Here is a 15,775-nt window from a genome sequence, read left to right on the forward strand (position 1 = left end):
AACCCCGGGTGGACGGCAGCCTGCTCAGCGGCGCCACCGCGGGCGCGCCAGCATGCCGGTGGCGCGCGTCTTTCCCTTCTCCCCGAACACCAGCTCGGAGAGCGCCTCGTAGATCTCCTCGGGCCGAGGCAGGTAGTCGATCCGGTTGAGCGCCTGGATCTGGCCTGCCGACTCCACGACGATGGTGCCGTAGCCGAACAGGCGCCCGGACAGGGAACGCCGGAACGTGAGGTCGGTGACCTTGCCCAGCGGCATCATCCCGACGTTGTGCGTGATGATGCCCTGCGCCAGCATCACCCGCTTGTCGGTGATGACGATGCGCTCGATCCACCACAGGATCGTGAGCACCGTGAACCGCAGCACCGCAACGAGCGCCAGGTAGAAGGCGAGGTTGTCGATCAACACGCTGTCCGGCAGCAGCCGCTCGCTGATCACGACCACCAGCAGGAACAACGCCGTGGACGTGACGTGGTTGAGCATCACGGCCCAGTGCTGCCGCACGCGGATGACCCGCCGCTCCGTGGGGAGCAGGTACTCGTCGATCTCGCGGGGGGCGAGCACGGCCTAGACGAGTTGGGTGAAGAAGCGGATGACGGAGTCGGCGCCGTCGCGGAGGGTGGTTCCGATGCTCTGCATCGATCCGGCGGCGCTGTCGGGCTGAGTGAAGACGAACCAGAGGAGCAGCGCGATCGCGAGCACCCCGACGATCTTCTTGACGTTCACCACAACCACCGTTCTGGACGTGACATCAGACCCGTGCACCTGATTTCTACCGCACTGGCCGTGTCCAGGGTATCCGGCACGCGGGCCCGTATGGTCACAATCGATGACCGAGAGTGAGCGTGTCGTCCCCTGTGTGGGGGCACTGACCTACGACCAGGTGGGACGCCTGTTGCTCGTCCGACGGGCCAACGAGCCCGGCCGCGGACTCTGGTCGCTGCCCGGTGGCCGCGTCGAGGAGGGCGAGGACGACGCGGCGGCGTTGGTACGGGAGATGGCCGAGGAGACCGGCCTCGTGGTCGAGCCGGGTGCGCTGGTCGGGCGCGTCCGGCGCGGCGCCTACGACATCGCCGACTACCACTGCAGGGTCCTCGGCGGCCGGCTCCGCGCCGGGGACGACGCGCTCGACGCGCGGTGGTGCGACGCGCCGACGCTGGCACAGCTTCCCCTCGTCCCCGAACTGTGGGAGACGCTGCGCGAGTGGGCCGCGCTCCCCCGCTGACCCCGTCACACCGGTCTCGCCCTTTCGCAACCTGTCGTGTTGATCACATAGGCCCGGTGTGGATCAGGCGAGGGCGCCGGGTGCGAGCCGCACGCGACGGCTCCCGCGGCCGCGCCCACGTACTTCTCGCAGGCGGTCCGGCCGTCATGATCGCCAGGAGTGGCGTGGGGGTATCAGATCGAGCCGGTTGCCGAATCGGCCAGGTCCGCGCCGCGGGCCGCGGTGATCGATCCGATCAGTACCTGGGTACGGGCGCGGCGACAGTCGCGTACTTGTCGGAGCGATCCAGCCAGGTGATCGATCCGAGCAGTACCTGCGTGCGGTCGCTGCGACAGTCGCGTACATGTCGGAGCGATCCAGCCAGGTGATCAGTCCGAGCAGTGCGTGAGTGCTGCCGCGGCGACGTCAGGTGCTTCTCGCAGCGATCACCACCGGGCATCCGACGCCCGAGCCGGCCACACGCTCGATCTGTCGCCCTCGCACCATTTCCGCTGATCATGGCCACCTCGCGTTCCGGAACGTGCCCGTTGCATGATCAATGAGACGTGAGCAGGATCTGCTGGAGATCAAACCCCGCTGAGGTCTCGCTCATGGCGGACGTGGCCGTCCAGGTTCCGCGTTCCGCGCCCGTTGCACGACCACGTAGACGTGAGCGGGGTTGGAGGAAGATCCAACCCCTCTCACGTCTACGTCGTCGTGGAATCTCCTGTGGGCGCGCCGTTCCCGGCTCGCGACCACTGCCTCACACCCCGGCCCTGGTCTTCGGCGCAGTCGGCCGGGTTCCCCCTGCTCCTGCCCGTCGGCGGGGTGGCCGGGTTGGCAGAACTGCCGAATATCGTGGCTGGGTGGGCGGTCGTCCCCGGCGCGGGCCCAGGCCTGTCCTGGACGAGCCCGCCCCTGGTAAGTGCTCGCGCACCTTGCGGTGGTCCCGCTCGACCCCCAACCGATGATCATCAGGCAGTTCGTAGGCGTGTTCACCCTCCTCGCGCACCTTGCGGTGGTCCCGATCCACCCCTTACCCGTGATCAACGGGCAGGCTCGAGACGCGTCCACCTCTCATGATCGGCGGGATCGGGACATTTGCTGCAGGGGTGCGGCTCATGTCCCCGGCCCGCTGATCAAAGCCGTTTCCGGAGAGTTCAGGAACGGCACCACAGCCAGTCGAGTGGCACGCGGCCGCGACGGACTCGTCGTGGACAGGCCTGGGCCCGCGCCGGGAACGGCCGCCCGAACGACCACGATATTCGTGGGTTGTGCCCAACCCGGCCGCCCTCGGCGCGGAGGTCGAACTCGGCCCCGGACCCACTGCGAGTGAGACCTCGATGCGTCGTGGGGCAGGAAGTATCGAGCCGGGGACGGCGCGCCCACCGCAACCCGGGCTACGAGGCAGGGCCACGGGGACGCCGGCAGCCGCGGGGGGACGGCGGCGGGCCGCGCGCGGGGCGCCGGCAGGCCGCGGGGGCGCCGGTCGAGGGTGATCGCGCAGCGGTCACGCCCCCTGATTCGCGCCATCGACGGGGCGGAGAAGGGGCGCCTCGGCGGGGTGGTCGGGGGCCGAGCGCTGCATGACCCGGAGAACCTTCGTGGCCACCGCGGCATAACCGGGGGGCGGCCTAGATCTTCGGCTCCGGGCGGGCCGGCTGCTCGCCGCCGCGGGCCTCCCCGTAGGAGCGTTTGGGCACCATCACCTTGCGGCGGAAGGTGCACACCACCGTGCCGTCCTGGTTGTAGCCGCGGGTCTCCACCTGCACGACGCCCCGGTCGTCCTTGGAGCGCGACTCGGTCTTGTCCAGCACCTCGGTCTCGCCGTAGATCGTGTCGCCGTGGAACGTCGGCTTCACGTGCTTGAGGGACTCGACCTCGAGGTTGGCGATGGCCTTGCCCGAGACGTCGGGCACGGACATGCCCAGCAGCAACGAGTAGACGTAGTTGCCCACCACCACGTTGCGCCCGAAGTCGGTGGTCTCACCCGCGTAGTGCGCATCGAGGTGCAGCGGATGGTGATTCATCGTGAGCAGGCAGAACAAGTGGTCGTCGTACTCGGTGACCGTCTTACCGGGCCAGTGTTTGTAGACCGCACCGACCTCGAACTCCTCGTAGTACCGCCCGAACTGCAACGCTGCCGCCTCCCTCGCCGATGAACGGAGCAGGTTGGGGGTAATCTAGCCGTTGGACCGGTCGTGGCCGCGCTGTGCGGACATGGCCCTGCACACACCCCGGAGGAGGTGAGCGCGGTGCAGAAGTCACCCGGATGTAGTAGTCGCCGCGTTCCCGACACGGCGATCGGCTGATCTCCCCGGTCGGGACGCGAGTTTCCACACGCGCCACGAGCTCTGCTCGGTGCCGTCCCGATCGAACTCTCGGAGGTACGCCGTGCCGCCCCTGTCCGCCCTCCGGCCCGTCATCCGCGCCCACCGCCCGTCGCTGCGCAGCCGCGACACCGTCCTGTCGAACACGCTGCGCGTCCCGATCTCGGCCTACGTCGTCGACTGCGCCGTGTACGTCGACGGCGAACGCCTCCCCGGGCACTGGTCGCACGAGGAGGCCCTCGCCGAGGTCCACGGCCGCGACAACGCCTTCGTCTGGATCGGCCTGCACGAGCCCGCCGAAGCGCAGATCACGGGCATCGCCGACGTCTTCGGCCTCCACGAGCTCGCCGTCGAGGACGCCGTGCAGGCCCACCAGCGCCCGAAGCTCGAGCGCTACGACGACATGCTGTTCATGGTGCTCAAGACCGTCTGTTACCGCGGGCAGCCCGACCCGAGCGCGGAGCACGAGATCGTCGAGACCGGCGAGATCATGGTGTTCCTCGGCCCCGATTTCGTGATCACCGTTCGGCACGGCGACCACTCGTCGCTGCGGCACGTGCGCCGCGCCCTGGAGGCCGACCCGGAGCAGCTCGCGCTCGGACCCGCGGCCGTGCTGCACGCCATCGCCGACCACGTCGTCGACAGCTACCTCGACGTCACCGCAGCCATCGAGGACGACATCGAGGAGATGGAGACGCGGGTCTTCGCCCCGCGGTCGAGCGTCGACTCCGAGCAGATCTACGTCCTCAAGCGCGAGGTGCTGGAGCTGCGGCGCGCCGTCGTCCCGCTGGGGGCGCCGGTGCGCAAGCTCACCGAGGGGTACAGCTCGCTCGTGCCGCACGACGTGCGCTCCTACTTCCGCGACGTCGACGACCACCTCGTCACCGTCACCGAGCGGATCGCCGGGTTCAACGAGCTGCTCACCACGCTGATCGACGCCGCACTGGCCAAGATCACGCTGCGGCAGAACAGCGACATGCGCAAGATCACCGCCTACGTCGCGATCATCTCGGTGCCCACGATGATCGCCGGGCTCTACGGGATGAACTTCGACGAGATGCCCGGACTGCACTCGCCGATCGGCTACCCGCTGACGCTCATCGCGATCGTCGCCACGTGTCTGGCCCTGTTCCGGGTGTTCCGCAGCAACGAGTGGCTCTGACCGCGACTCGCCCACACCCAGGCCCCGACTCGCGGGAAGGGCGCACCCCCGCCCCCGCGAGTCGGGGTCCGGGTGTGGGCGAGTCGCGCTGGCGGGCGGCGGGGGCGCTGCGGTTCTAACCTGGCACGGGTGAACCAGCGCCGCGCGCTCAACCCGCTGCGGCTGCTGCACCGGCCGCGCTGGGCCGAGCAGCAGCCGACGTGGGCCGACGCGAAGCCGGGGCTGATCCGAGCTGCGCTGCGGCGGGCGGAGGAGCGGTCCGCCGGCGGGTGGTACGTACTCGCCGGCAGCCGCGAGGTCCGCCCGGGCCGGGCGTTCGGTCGCGTCGTCGCCGGTCGCGAGCTCGTGGCGTGGCGGGACGGATCCGGCGGGCTGCACGTCGGCCCGGGCGCGTGCCCGCACCTGGGCGCCGCCCTGTGCGACGCGCCCGTCCACGACGGGCATCTCGTGTGCCGCTGGCACGGGCTCGCGCTCGGTCCGGACGGGCGGCCCGGCTGGCGCACGCTGCCGGCGTACGACGACGGCGTCCTGGCATGGGTCCGACTCGACACGCCGGCCGCGGACGTCCCCGTGCTCGGCCCACGACCGCCCGTCGACCGCAGCGTCGCCGCCGTCGCCACCGTCATCGGCCGCTGCGAGCCCGAGGACGTCATCGCCAACCGGCTCGACCCGTGGCACGGCGCATGGCTGCACCCCTACTCCTTCGCCGCGCTGCGCGTGCTCAGCGCACCGCCGGTCGACTGCCCGCCCGCCGAGGACCGGTTCCTCGTCGAGGTGACGTTCACCGTCGGGTCCCGGTTCGGGGTGCCCGTGCGCGCCGAGTTCAGCTGCCCCGACGCCCGCACGGTCACCATGGAGATCGTCGACGGCGAGGGCGTCGGCTCGGTGGTCGAGACGCATGCGACACCCCTGCGGCCCGGCCAGGACGGCCTGCCCCGCACGGCCGTGATCGAGGCGGTGGTGGCCCACTCCGACCGTCCGGGCTTCGTGCACGCGCGGCGCGTCGCCGGCGCCCTGCGGCCGCTCATGGGGGTGACCGCGCGGCGCCTCTGGCGCGACGACATCGCCTACGCCGAGCGCCGCTACGCCCTGCGCGCCCGCGCCTGACCCCGCTCGCCGCGGGCGGTCAGCACCAGCGCGACCCCGAGGAGCAGCCCGCCCGCGATCCCGGACGGCCCCAGCCGCTCCCCGAGCAGCAACGCGGCGAGCACTGCCGCGGTCAGCGGCTCGAGCAGCGCCATCAGCACACCGACGCCGGCGGGCGCGCGGTGCAGGCCGCGGAAGTAGCAGGTGTACGCCACGGCCGTCGGCACGAGGCCGAACGCGAGCAGCAGCCCCACCGGGGCCGGTGCCGGGGCGAACGCCACGCCGGACGTGCCTGCCGCCAGCGGCAGCAGGAGCGCGCCGCCGAGCGTGAACGCCGCTCCGGTGGTCGTCACGGGGTCGAGCCCGGGGACGGGCCGCGCGCCGAGCAGCGACACCGCTGTGAAGCCCGCGGCGGCGACCAGGGCGCACACCGTGCCGGCGACGATCGCGCCGGTCGTCGGCCCGCCGTCCGTCGACACCCCGACGAGCAGCACGAGTCCGAGCAACGCCAGCCCGACGGCGAGCAGCCGGCGGCGGTCGGCGCTGCGTGGGCGCGCCAGGAGCACGAGCACCGGCGACGAGCCGATCGTCACGAGCGTGGCCACGCTCACCGAGGTCATCGACACCGCGGTGAAGTAGGCGACCTGGAAGAGCGCGGCCAGCACACCGGTCGCGGTGACGCGGGCCCATGCAGCCCTGCCGCGCGGCAACACCACGCCCTTGACGAGCAGGTAGACGAGGATCAGCAAGCCTCCGACGGCGAGCCGGTAGGCGGCGACGGCGAGCGAGGACAGGTCGGCGGCGTCGCCGAAGAGGCGGCCGAGCAGGCCGCCGCTCCCCCAGAGGACGCCGGCGAGGACGAGGAAGGACACCCCGGAAGAGGGGTGGGTGCGAATGATGGACACGGGTGGACGCGCTCCTGCGACGGAGGAAAGGGGTCGCGGAAGCGGGGCCGATCACGGCCGGGGATCCGCCCGGCGAACGGGCGGCGAGGGAGACGGCCCCGCTAGGAGCGGGGCGGAGGGGTGATCGGGAACATCCGGTGCACGCGGCAACCCTACGCCCGCACCCATCCCGACGAACGGCCCTTTCGTCCCGGCGAAGGGCCGTTCGTCATGCGGCTCCGGGACTCGGCGGCCTCTTCGTCATGTCGATGCCCTCTGCCGGGGTGCTCGCCTCCGGGTCGATCGTCGGAGCCGCGTCGGCGGGGCGCCTGCCGAGGAACGTGTGCACGATGTGCTGCTGCCAGCCGGGGACGGTCTGCACCCGCAGGTCCTCGAACCCGGCGGAAGCCAGGCGCTCCGTGAGCGCCGTGACTCCGTCGAAGCGCAGCGTGCTGCGCCACAGGTAGCGGTAGAGGTCGCCGGAGCCGGCCCGCAGCCGACCCATCGGGATGATCACGCCCCAGCAGACGGCGGTCCAGACGACGCGGCTGCGCAGCGAGTCGCGCACCGAGTACTCGTGGATCGCGATCGGCGCGCCGGGCCGCAGCAAGCGGTGGAACTGCCGCAACGCGGCGTCCTTGTGCACGAGGTTGCGCAGCAGGTAGGCGGCCAGGATCCCGTCGAAGGGACCGACGACGCCGCTCATCGCCAGGTTCTCGGCGTTGCCGTGCACGAACCGGACGCCCCGCGGCCAGGTCTTCTGCTGCGCCTGCGCGAGCATCTCGGCGGAGGCGTCGACCGCGGTGATGTCGGCCTCCGGCGCGGCGTCGAGCAGGGCCGCGGTGGACGCCCCGGTGCCGCACCCGATGTCCAGCAGGCGCAGGCCGGCGCCGCGGTCGGGCAGCCCCATCCGCTTGGTCGACAACCGCAGGTGCTCGTGGTAACCCGGGTTGGACCCGACGAGCTTGTCGTAACTGCTGGCGTGCGCATCGAACGAGCGCGCCACCCCGCCACGCTCGATCGGCCCGGGTTTCGACGGAGTCACACACCGCATACTGGCGCATCCGCGGCCTTCCCGTCGCGGGTCCGTACGCTGAATCGGGTGGTCCGGGCGTTGGCGGTGAGCGACGAGGTCGAGGCCGCGCTGTCCGCGGGGGCCGCTCGGCGGTGGAACGTCGACCTGGTCATCGGGGCAGGTGACCTGCCCTTCGACTACCTGGCCGAGATCTCAGACAGCCTCGACCGCCCCGGTGTCCTGGTCCCCGGCAACCACGACCCCGACATCTCCGGCTACTCGCAGCGTTCGGGGCTGTGGATGCGCGCCGGGATGCCTGCGGCGTGGCCCGGCCCGGCCGGTTTCGCCGATGCCGACGGCCGGGTCGTCGACGTCGCCGGGCTGCGGTTCGCCGGGCTCGGCGGCTGCGTCCGGTACCGCCCCGGTCCGAACCAGTGGACGCAGGCCCAGCAGGCGCGGCGGGCCCGCCGGCTGGTGCGCACGGCGCGACGGCGCACCCGTGCCGACGGCAGGCCCGTCGACGTCCTGCTCACCCATGCCCCGCCGCGGCACTGCGGGGATCGCGCCGACCCGCCCCACCACGGATTCGAGTGCCTGCACGACATGGTCGACGCGCTGCGCCCGCGCCTGCTGGTGCACGGTCACATCCACCCCTACGGCGAGGCGGTTCCGGACCGGGTGATCGGGAACACCCGGATCGTGAACGTCGTGGGCCGGCGCCTCCTGGAGCTCTGATGGCGGACACCGGATTCCCCGCCGCCGACGCGGAGCACGACTTCCTGCGCATCCGCCGCAGGCAGGTGCTCTCGCGGCTGGCCGGCCGGCTGCGCCGCGAACCCGACGACGTCTCCGACGTGCTCCCGTTCGACGAGGTCGTGGCCGCACTGGGCCGTACCGGTGAGAAGCGGCGCGGGCTGCAGGTGATCCCACTGGACTCGATCGTGGGCAGCGTCGACCGCACCCGCGACTTCGACCGCTGGTTCCGCCCGCGCTCGGGCCGCAGCCGGGAACGGTGGGAGCGGCTGGCCCGGGCGCAGCGGCGCGGCGAGTCGATCCCCCCGATCGACGTGTACCGGGTGGGCGATCTGCACTTCGTGCGCGACGGTCACCACCGCGTCTCCGTGGCGCACGCGCTCGGCTTCCGCTCGATCGACGCCTACGTCACCGAGGTCACCACGAAGCTCGACGCCACCGGCATCGCCCGCCGTGGCGACCTCATCAGCAAGGACCTGCGCCGCGTGTTCGTCGACCGGGTGCCACTGCCCGGCCCGGCGCTCGCGTCGATCCTCGTCACCAGAGCCTGGTCCTACGCGGTGCTCAGCGAGGTCGTGGAGGCCTGGGGGTTCCGGCTCATGCAGCAGGAAGGCCGCTTCCTCGACCGCGCGACGGTGGCGCGGCGCTGGTACGCCGAGGAGTACCAGCCGGTCGTGCGCATGCTCGCGCAGGCCGACCTGATCGGCGAGCGCACCGAGGCCGAGGCCTACCTGCACCTGGCCGGGCAGCGCTACCGCCTCATGCGCACCCACCGCTGGGACGACGAGGTGATCGACCGCCTCCGCAGTGACCCGGGTCAGTGATCCCCGGGCACCGGGAACACCCGCCGCATCGCCGCCGCCCCCTCCTCCATGAGGGTGCTCACGTCGGGCGCCAGATCATCGGGCAGCAGATCGGTGATCCAGACCAGCCGGCTCCCCATCTCGGAGGGGAACACCTGCATCGACGCCTGGTGGTGGGCGAACGGGAACGGGCTCTCCGCCACCGCGTAGACCAGCCGCCGCTCCTCGGGCTCGACGGCCACCAGCGTCTCGTCGACGACCGGGCCGGCAGCGAACGTCACCAGGCGCCCTCCGGGGCCCGGACGGGAGTCGACGAGGACGCCGGGGCAGAGCCGCTGGTGCACTGCGGTGAAGTCGCGCAGGGCGTCCCAGACGTCGGCGGCGTCCGCCCCGAGCACGACGTCCTTGCGCAGGGTCGCCACGTCAGACCCCCGCCATGGTGCAGGAGCATTCGAGCACGACCGCGTGGACGCGGCCCGGGGAAGTGCGGTTCTTCGTCATGCGTCCACCGTGCCCGCCGCGCCCGTGCCGGTCTTGATGATCCTTGCAGTCCGGGAACCGTCGGGGTGCCGCCGTAGCCTCCGGCGCGTGCTCTCCGCGGTCCCGCTCGCCGATGGCGGCTCCTTCACCCTCACCGCCGTGGCCTGCGCCCAGGAGCACCGTGGCTGGTCCGAGGTCGAGGTTCAGCAGGACATCCGGCTGGTCCTGGTCCGGCGGGGGCGGTTCCGGCGGCAGGCCGACGGGGTGCTCACCGATGTCGACTCCACCGTGGCCTACCTCGGTACGCCGGGCGAGGAGGAGCGGTTCGCCCATCCGGCGGGTGACGACCGGTGCACCTCGATCAGCATCACGCCGGCACTCTGGCGGGAGCTGGCCGGTGAACGGACCGGAGCCGTGCAGGCGGGGGTGTACGTCGACGCCCGGCTGGAGCTGGCCCACCGGCGCCTCCTCGCCGCGGCGCGCAGCGGCGACACCACCTTCGCGACGACCGAGGAGCTGCTCGGTGTGATCGCCACAACGCTCGCCCGCGTCATCGACGGGCCCACACCCGCTGCCGGGACAGGTCGCGCCGGACGCGCGGCGCTCGTCGCCCGGGGCCGGGAGGCGATCGCCACCGGAGTCCACGCGGCCGACGGGCTGCTCCCCCTCGCCGCGCTGCTGGGCGTGTCTCCGTACCGGCTGAGCAGGGCGTTCACGGCCGATCTCGGGATCTCGCTCACCCGGTACCGCAATCGGGTGCGCGTGGGGCGGGCGCTCGAGCGGCTGGCCGAGGGCGAGGACAGCCTGGCCGTGCTCGCTGCCGACCTCGGCTTCGCCGACCAGGCGCACCTCACCCGCACGATCCGCGCCCACCTGGGGCACACACCGACCGCCGTACGCCGGCTGCTGCAAGGGCGGCAGCCGGCGCCGGCTCCCGGCTAGCGGGCGGCCGCGGCGGGCGTCGGTTCCCGTGTCGTCAGGTTCTTCCCGCTGGAGGGGTCGAACACCTGGATCTTGCCGGTGTCCACCCACACCTCGGAGCGCTCGCCCTCGCGCACGCCGGACTCCGCCGACAGGCGGGTGACCAGCGTGCCCGAGTCGCCACCGGGAACGTCCGCGGTGCCGGCGTCGGCGGCCAGGTCGGCGAGGTCGTCGGACATGGCCTGCTCGCCCTCCACGGTGAAGTAGGCGAACTTGTCCGACCCCATCGACTCCAGCACGTCGACCTGCGCGGTGAACATGGCACCCCGGGACTTCTGGTGCTCCTCCACGAGTGCGGCGTCCTCGAAGTGCTCCGGCCGGATGCCGATGATCACCTCGCGGGGAGCTTCGCCGCTCTCCAGGGAACGACGCAGCTCATCGGTGAGGGGCAAGTCGCCCAACGACGTGCGGAACATCCCCTCCTCCGTCTTGGCGGGCAGGAAGTTCATGGCAGGCGAGCCGATGAACCCCGCGACGAAGAGGTTGGCCGGGGTGTCGTAGAGCACCTGCGGCGAGCCGATCTGCTGGATCTTCCCGCCCCGCATGACGACGATGCGGTCGCCCAGCGTCATCGCCTCGGTCTGGTCGTGGGTGACGTAGACCGTGGTGGTCTGCAGCCGCTGCTGCAGCTTCGACACCATCGTGCGCATCTGCACGCGCAGCTTGGCGTCGAGGTTGGACAGCGGCTCGTCCATGAGGAACGCCTTGGGGCTGCGGACGATCGCGCGGCCCATCGCCACCCGCTGCCGCTGGCCGCCGGACATGTTCGCCGGCTTGCGGTCCAGGTGCTGGGTGAGGTCGAGGATCTTCGCCGCGTCCTCGACCTGGCGGTTGATCTCCGCCTTGTCGACCTTGGCGAGCTTGAGCGGGAAGCCCATGTTCTCCCGCACCGTCATGTGCGGGTAGAGCGCGTAGGACTGGAACACCATCGCGATGTCGCGGTCCTTGGGCGCCCGCTCGTTCATCCGCTCACCGCCGATGCGCAGCTCGCCGCCCGTGATGTCCTCGAGCCCGGCGATCATGTTCAGCGTCGTCGACTTCCCGCAGCCGGACGGGCCGACCAGGATGATGAACTCGCCGTCGGCGATCTCGAAGTGGGCGTCGTCCACGCCGACGGTGCCGTCGGGGTAGGTCTTGGTGATGTGGTCCAGGACGATGTCAGCCATTTGTTCAGCCCTTCACTGCGCCGGAGGTCAGGCCGGCGACGATGCGCCGCTGGAAGAAGAAGACGAAGATGATGATGGGGATCGTGAGCAGCACGGCGGCCGCCGCGATCGAGCCCGTCGGCTCGGCGAACTCGCTGGCCCCGGTGAAGTTGGCGATCGCGACGGGTGCCGTCTGCGAGCGTTCGGTGGAGGTCAGCGAGAGCGCGAACAGGAAGTCGTTCCAGCAGAAGATGAACACCAGGATCGCGGTGGTGAACACGCCCGGCGCGGCCAGCGGCACGATCACCGAGCGGAACGCCTGCAGCGGCGTGGCCCCGTCCATCTTCGCGGCCTTCTCCAGCTCCCACGGGATCTCGCGGAAGAACGCCGAGAGCGTGTAGATCGCCAGCGGCAGCGAGAACGTGATGTAGGGCAGGATCAGGCCGGGCCAGGTGTCGAACAACCCGATGCTGCGCTCGATGTCGAACAGCGGGCTCACCAGCGAGATCGGCGGGAACATCGCGATCAGCAGCGAGACGCCCACGAGCAGGCCCTTACCCGGGAACCGCAGCCGTGCGATCGCGTAGGCCGCCATCGTGCCGATCACGACGGCGAGCACTGTGGCGATGATCGCGATGCCGATCGAGTTGATGAGCGCGCTGGTGAACAGGCTGACCCCGAACACCTGCGCGTAGTTCTCGAGCGTCCACTCGCGAGGGATGAAGTTGCCGTCGGTGATGCTGCTCGCCGGCTTGAACGACAGGCTGACGATCCACAGCACCGGCACGAGGGCGTAGATCAGCACGAGAGCGTTGGCCACCGCCCACTTGCTCTTGGCCGCGGTGCCGGTGGTGCCGGGTTGACCCGCCATGTCAGCGCCTCCCCTCGGTGTCCGAGCCCGGCGCGGCCGCGCCGAACAAGTTGATGAAAATGAATGCGATCAGCGCGACGGCGATGAAGATGAGCACGCTGATCGCGGACCCGATGCCGAGGTTGAACGCCCGGAACAGGTTGTTGTAACCCATCATCGAGACCGAGCCGGTGCCGTTCGAGCCGCCGGTGAGGATGTAGATGTTGTCGAAGATGCGGAACGCGTCGAGGGTGCGGAACAGCAGCGCCACGAGAATCGCGGGCTTCATCATCGGCAGGATGATCTGGGTGAGCCGCTCCCACGGCCCCGCGCCGTCCACCTGGGCGGCCTTGAGCAGGTCGTCGGGCACCAGCGCCAGACCGGCGAGCAGGAGCAGCGCCATGAACGGCGTGGTCTTCCAGACCTCGGCGATGATGATCAGCGTGATCGCCGACGCCTGGCCGGTGAGCGGGGCACTGCCGTCGGAGAGCATGTTCGCCAGGTAGCCGGTGTCCGGCGTCCAGGCGAACTGCCAGCTGAACGCCGCGACGACGGTGACGATGCCGTACGGGATCAGCACCACGGTGCGGGTGAGCCCGCGCCCGAAGATCGTGCGGTGCATGACCAGCGCCAGCGCGAGCCCGAGCACGAACTCGATCGCCACCGAGATCACGGTGATCAGCAGCGTGATGCCGAACGCGCTCCACCAGTACCCCGACGTCAGCACCGCGACGTAGTTGGAGAGGCCGGCGAACGACTGCTCGTCCGGGAAGCGCAGGTCGTAGCGCTGCAGCGACAGCCACAGGGCGTATCCGATGGGGTAGGCCGTGACCGCGACCATGATGATCACGGCCGGGGCGCAGAGCAGGAACGCGAGCTTGCGCTCGGCCCGCGCCCCCTCCGACAGCGGCGGCCTGCCGCGGTGCTTCGGCGCCTGCGCGGAGGTCTGCGCCTCGGCGGCGGGGGCCGTGCTCGAGACCGTCATCAGGGCACCAGTCCTTCCGAGTTCACGGCCCGTTCGACCTCAGTGGCCATCCGCGGGACGATCACGTCCGGGTTGATCTGCGCGGGCGGGTTGAGCAGATCGGCGAGCACGATGGAGATGCTCGTGTACGCCGGGGTCTTCGGCCGCACGCTCGCGGTCTGCAGGGAGTCCCGGATGGCCTCCCACGCCGGGTACTCCTGCTGGAACGCGGGGTCGTCGTAGAGCCCGGCGAGCGTCGGCGGGACACCGGCCTCGGTGGCGTTGGTGAGCTGGTTCTCCTGGTTGCGCAGGCACTGCGCGGCCTCGAACGCGATCTCGGTGTCGCCACCGGTGGTGCTGACGCCGATGTTGAAGCCACCGATCGTCACGCTCGAGGGCCGGTTCGGGTCCACCCGCGGGTAGGGAGCCCAGGCGAACTCGTCGACCACCTGGCGTCCGGTGTCCTCGGCGGTCGGGCGGCCCTGCTCGTCGATGAACGTCCCGCCGCCCCCACCGTCCGGCGGCGGCGTGTTGATCGAGGCGTTGACGAACGGGTAGTTCACCTGGAACGCCGCGAGCCCGGCCTCCATCTGGAGGCGTCCGTCGTTCTCCTGGGCCACCGACAGCGACGGATCGCCGGCAGGCGAGGAACCGACCCGCTGCATGATCGAGGTGGCCTGGTGAGCGGCGTCGCCGTCGTCGACGAGGACCTCGCCGCCCTCGGAGACGAGCTGGCCGCCCGCGCTGGTGAGCAGCGTGTTGAACCACACCGAGATGCCCTCGTACTGCGCCGCCTGGGTCTCGATGTAGGACGGCAGACCCTGCTCGTGCAGCGCCTCAGACATCTGGATCATCTCGTCCCAGGTCTGCGGCGGCTGCGGGGCGAGGTCCTTGCGGTACCAGAGCAGCTGGGTGTTGGTGTTGAGCGGCGCGCCCCAGAGCTGCCCCTGGTAGCGGGCCGTCTCGAGCGGGCCCTCGAGGGTGCCCTCCGCGACCTGCGCCGCGCGGTCCTCCGGCCACGGCTCGATCCACCCGGCCTCCGCGAACTCCGCGGTCCAGGTGACGTCCATCGTCATCAGGTCGACCTCGGAGTCACCCGCGACGAGCCGGCGGGCGAGCTGCAGGCGCTGGTCGTCCGCGGCCTTGGGCAGCGTCTGCTGCACGACCGAGTAGCGGCCGTTCGCGGCTTCGGTGCAGGCCTCCGCGCCGGCCGCGTAGGCGCTGGCGCCGTCGGCCGCCGTGTAGAAGTTGATTACTGGTGGCCCGGCCGGGGCCGAGCTGCACCCGGCCACCGCGGCGGCGACCAGGAGCCCGCAAGCGCCGGCGGCGAGCGGTCGTCCGCGTCGCCGCCGGGCCGTCGAACGGACCGGCTCCCCCATGTGTTTCTCCGTCCCGAGAGCGCGGACGACCAGGCGACGTCGCCCGCGAGTGTGATACCGATCACTGCTAGTGGCCGGTGATCAGAACTTATGCGCGTCCGGGAACGGCCGCAATCTCTGACGGGCGGTATGGGGGAACTGCAAGCCCGATTTAGGCCGGGCTTGAGCCCATCGCCAACTTGGCGAGGAGCTCGCGTGCCTTCTCGGCGTTGCGTGGCTGGCAGAGCACGTCGTACCGGCCGGCGACGAGCTGGCTCACCGACTGGAAGTCGCGGCGTCCACGGGAGAGCCGGTAGGTGACCGCGGCGAAGATCAGACCGAACACGAGACCGAAGCCCAGCCCGAGCAGGATCGGCGCGAACGAGGTGCCGCCCTGGCTGACGAGGCTGAGCAACAGGCCCACGAACAGACCGAACCACGCGCCGGACGCAGCGCCCGAAGCGAGGACCCGGCCCCAGGTGAGCCGGCCGATCACCCGCTCCACCAGCATCAGGTCGACACCCACGATGGTGACGTCCCGCACCGGGAAGTCGGAGTCGGCGAGGTGATCGACGGCCCGCTGCGCCTCCTCGTAGGTGGCGTACGAACCGACCGGCCACCCGGTGGGCGGGGTCGGCAGGTTGGGCAGTCCGGGCGCGGTGCGCGCGGGGCCGCCGAACGGAGTGGTCACGGGGCCTCCTCTTCCTCGATGGCGGGACTCCAGGCCTTCACGGCGTCCATCATGTCAACGCCGGGACCTGGG

At 71.1% G+C, this 15,775-nt stretch carries 17 protein-coding genes; 6 read left to right on the plus strand and 11 right to left on the minus strand.

Annotated elements, in window-relative coordinates:
• Nucleotides 1-24: 24 nt before the first annotated feature.
• Both CFP66_RS04295 and CFP66_RS48430 read right to left on the minus strand, forming a co-directional pair.
• Complete coding sequence (locus CFP66_RS04295) at nt 25-561, minus strand: PH domain-containing protein (protein ID WP_094920484.1); 537 nt, start codon at nt 559-561, stop codon at nt 25-27.
• Between the two features lie 3 nt (nt 562-564).
• Nucleotides 565-723, minus strand: a complete 159-nt coding sequence (locus CFP66_RS48430; RefSeq protein ID WP_094921521.1) for a hypothetical protein — start codon at nt 721-723, stop codon at nt 565-567.
• A 103-nt stretch (nt 724-826) separates the two neighbouring features.
• Between CFP66_RS48430 and CFP66_RS04305 the strand changes: the two genes are divergently transcribed.
• The gene (locus CFP66_RS04305) at nt 827-1,222 is read left to right on the plus strand and encodes an NUDIX hydrolase (protein ID WP_094920485.1); all 396 of its coding nucleotides are present in this window, start codon (nt 827-829) and stop codon (nt 1,220-1,222) included.
• Between the two features lie 1,613 nt (nt 1,223-2,835).
• Here the strand turns inward: CFP66_RS04305 and CFP66_RS04310 are convergent.
• Nucleotides 2,836-3,339 carry a MaoC family dehydratase gene (locus CFP66_RS04310; protein WP_094920487.1) on the minus strand — a complete coding sequence of 168 codons (504 nt, stop codon included), beginning with the start codon at nt 3,337-3,339 and terminating at the stop codon, nt 2,836-2,838.
• A gap of 286 nt (nt 3,340-3,625) precedes the next feature.
• Between CFP66_RS04310 and CFP66_RS04315 the strand changes: the two genes are divergently transcribed.
• Together CFP66_RS04315 and CFP66_RS04320 are read left to right on the plus strand one after the other, a co-directional pair.
• Nucleotides 3,626-4,693, plus strand: a complete 1,068-nt coding sequence (locus CFP66_RS04315) for a magnesium and cobalt transport protein CorA (RefSeq protein ID WP_369804972.1) — start codon at nt 3,626-3,628, stop codon at nt 4,691-4,693.
• Between the two features lie 129 nt (nt 4,694-4,822).
• Nucleotides 4,823-5,800: a DUF5914 domain-containing protein gene (locus CFP66_RS04320; RefSeq protein WP_233159127.1), complete on the plus strand. Its 978-nt coding sequence runs from the start codon at nt 4,823-4,825 to the stop codon at nt 5,798-5,800.
• On the opposite strand, the gene CFP66_RS04325 is transcribed toward CFP66_RS04320, so the two are convergent.
• Both CFP66_RS04325 and CFP66_RS04330 read right to left on the minus strand, forming a co-directional pair.
• Nucleotides 5,776-6,684 carry a DMT family transporter gene (locus CFP66_RS04325; protein ID WP_198961232.1) on the minus strand — a complete coding sequence of 303 codons (909 nt, stop codon included), beginning with the start codon at nt 6,682-6,684 and terminating at the stop codon, nt 5,776-5,778. The genes CFP66_RS04320 and CFP66_RS04325 overlap by 25 nt on opposite strands.
• Before the next feature lie 208 nt (nt 6,685-6,892).
• The gene (locus tag CFP66_RS04330) at nt 6,893-7,717 is read right to left on the minus strand and encodes a class I SAM-dependent methyltransferase (protein ID WP_094920492.1); all 825 of its coding nucleotides are present in this window, start codon (nt 7,715-7,717) and stop codon (nt 6,893-6,895) included.
• A 48-nt stretch (nt 7,718-7,765) separates the two neighbouring features.
• On the opposite strand from CFP66_RS04330, the gene CFP66_RS04335 reads away from it, so the two are divergent.
• Together CFP66_RS04335 and CFP66_RS04340 are read left to right on the plus strand one after the other, a co-directional pair.
• Complete coding sequence (locus CFP66_RS04335; RefSeq protein WP_094920493.1) at nt 7,766-8,413, plus strand: metallophosphoesterase; 648 nt, start codon at nt 7,766-7,768, stop codon at nt 8,411-8,413.
• Nucleotides 8,413-9,255 (plus strand): ParB N-terminal domain-containing protein, encoded by an 843-nt coding sequence (locus CFP66_RS04340; RefSeq protein WP_094920495.1) that lies wholly within the window; start codon nt 8,413-8,415, stop codon nt 9,253-9,255. The genes CFP66_RS04335 and CFP66_RS04340 overlap by 1 nt, the downstream gene beginning before the upstream one ends.
• Here CFP66_RS04340 and CFP66_RS04345 read toward each other — a convergent pair.
• Complete coding sequence (locus CFP66_RS04345; RefSeq protein ID WP_094920496.1) at nt 9,249-9,656, minus strand: SRPBCC family protein; 408 nt, start codon at nt 9,654-9,656, stop codon at nt 9,249-9,251. The two genes, CFP66_RS04340 and CFP66_RS04345, sit on opposite strands and share 7 nt — an antisense overlap.
• A gap of 166 nt (nt 9,657-9,822) precedes the next feature.
• On the opposite strand from CFP66_RS04345, the gene CFP66_RS04350 reads away from it, so the two are divergent.
• Nucleotides 9,823-10,656: an AraC family transcriptional regulator gene (locus tag CFP66_RS04350; RefSeq protein WP_233159129.1), complete on the plus strand. Its 834-nt coding sequence runs from the start codon at nt 9,823-9,825 to the stop codon at nt 10,654-10,656.
• Here the strand turns inward: CFP66_RS04350 and CFP66_RS04355 are convergent.
• From CFP66_RS04355 to CFP66_RS04375, 5 genes are all read right to left on the minus strand, one after another.
• Nucleotides 10,653-11,861, minus strand: a complete 1,209-nt coding sequence (locus tag CFP66_RS04355; RefSeq protein ID WP_094920498.1) for an ABC transporter ATP-binding protein — start codon at nt 11,859-11,861, stop codon at nt 10,653-10,655. The two genes, CFP66_RS04350 and CFP66_RS04355, sit on opposite strands and share 4 nt — an antisense overlap.
• A 4-nt stretch (nt 11,862-11,865) precedes the next feature.
• Entirely contained in the window at nt 11,866-12,711 is an 846-nt protein-coding gene (locus CFP66_RS04360) for a carbohydrate ABC transporter permease (RefSeq protein WP_094920499.1), read from the minus strand.
• 1 nt (nt 12,712) lies between these two features.
• Nucleotides 12,713-13,675, minus strand: a complete 963-nt coding sequence (locus CFP66_RS04365; RefSeq protein ID WP_094920501.1) for a carbohydrate ABC transporter permease — start codon at nt 13,673-13,675, stop codon at nt 12,713-12,715.
• Nucleotides 13,675-15,033: an extracellular solute-binding protein gene (locus CFP66_RS04370; RefSeq protein ID WP_094920502.1), complete on the minus strand. Its 1,359-nt coding sequence runs from the start codon at nt 15,031-15,033 to the stop codon at nt 13,675-13,677. Before CFP66_RS04370 ends, CFP66_RS04365 begins: the two co-directional genes overlap by 1 nt.
• A gap of 151 nt (nt 15,034-15,184) precedes the next feature.
• Nucleotides 15,185-15,703 (minus strand): general stress protein, encoded by a 519-nt coding sequence (locus CFP66_RS04375; RefSeq protein ID WP_094920504.1) that lies wholly within the window; start codon nt 15,701-15,703, stop codon nt 15,185-15,187.
• Nucleotides 15,704-15,775: the final 72 nt, after the last annotated feature.

This window comes from Pseudonocardia sp. MH-G8 (genome assembly GCF_002262885.1).
In the GTDB taxonomy this organism is placed as follows: domain Bacteria; phylum Actinomycetota; class Actinomycetes; order Mycobacteriales; family Pseudonocardiaceae; genus Pseudonocardia.

Bases quoted from the DNA above. Each gene is read 5' to 3' on its own strand.
- CFP66_RS04370 (WP_094920502.1), bottom strand. From the start codon at position 15,033: ATGGGGGAGCCGGTCCGTTCGACGGCCCGGCGGCGACGCGGACGACCG.
- CFP66_RS04305 (WP_094920485.1), top strand. From the start codon at position 827: ATGACCGAGAGTGAGCGTGTCGTCCCCTGTGTGGGGGCACTGACCTAC.
- CFP66_RS04340 (WP_094920495.1), top strand. From the start codon at position 8,413: ATGGCGGACACCGGATTCCCCGCCGCCGACGCGGAGCACGACTTCCTG.
- CFP66_RS04360 (WP_094920499.1), bottom strand. From the start codon at position 12,711: ATGGCGGGTCAACCCGGCACCACCGGCACCGCGGCCAAGAGCAAGTGG.
- CFP66_RS04355 (WP_094920498.1), bottom strand. From the start codon at position 11,861: ATGGCTGACATCGTCCTGGACCACATCACCAAGACCTACCCCGACGGC.
- CFP66_RS04330 (WP_094920492.1), bottom strand. From the start codon at position 7,717: ATGCGGTGTGTGACTCCGTCGAAACCCGGGCCGATCGAGCGTGGCGGG.
- CFP66_RS04365 (WP_094920501.1), bottom strand. From the start codon at position 13,675: ATGACGGTCTCGAGCACGGCCCCCGCCGCCGAGGCGCAGACCTCCGCG.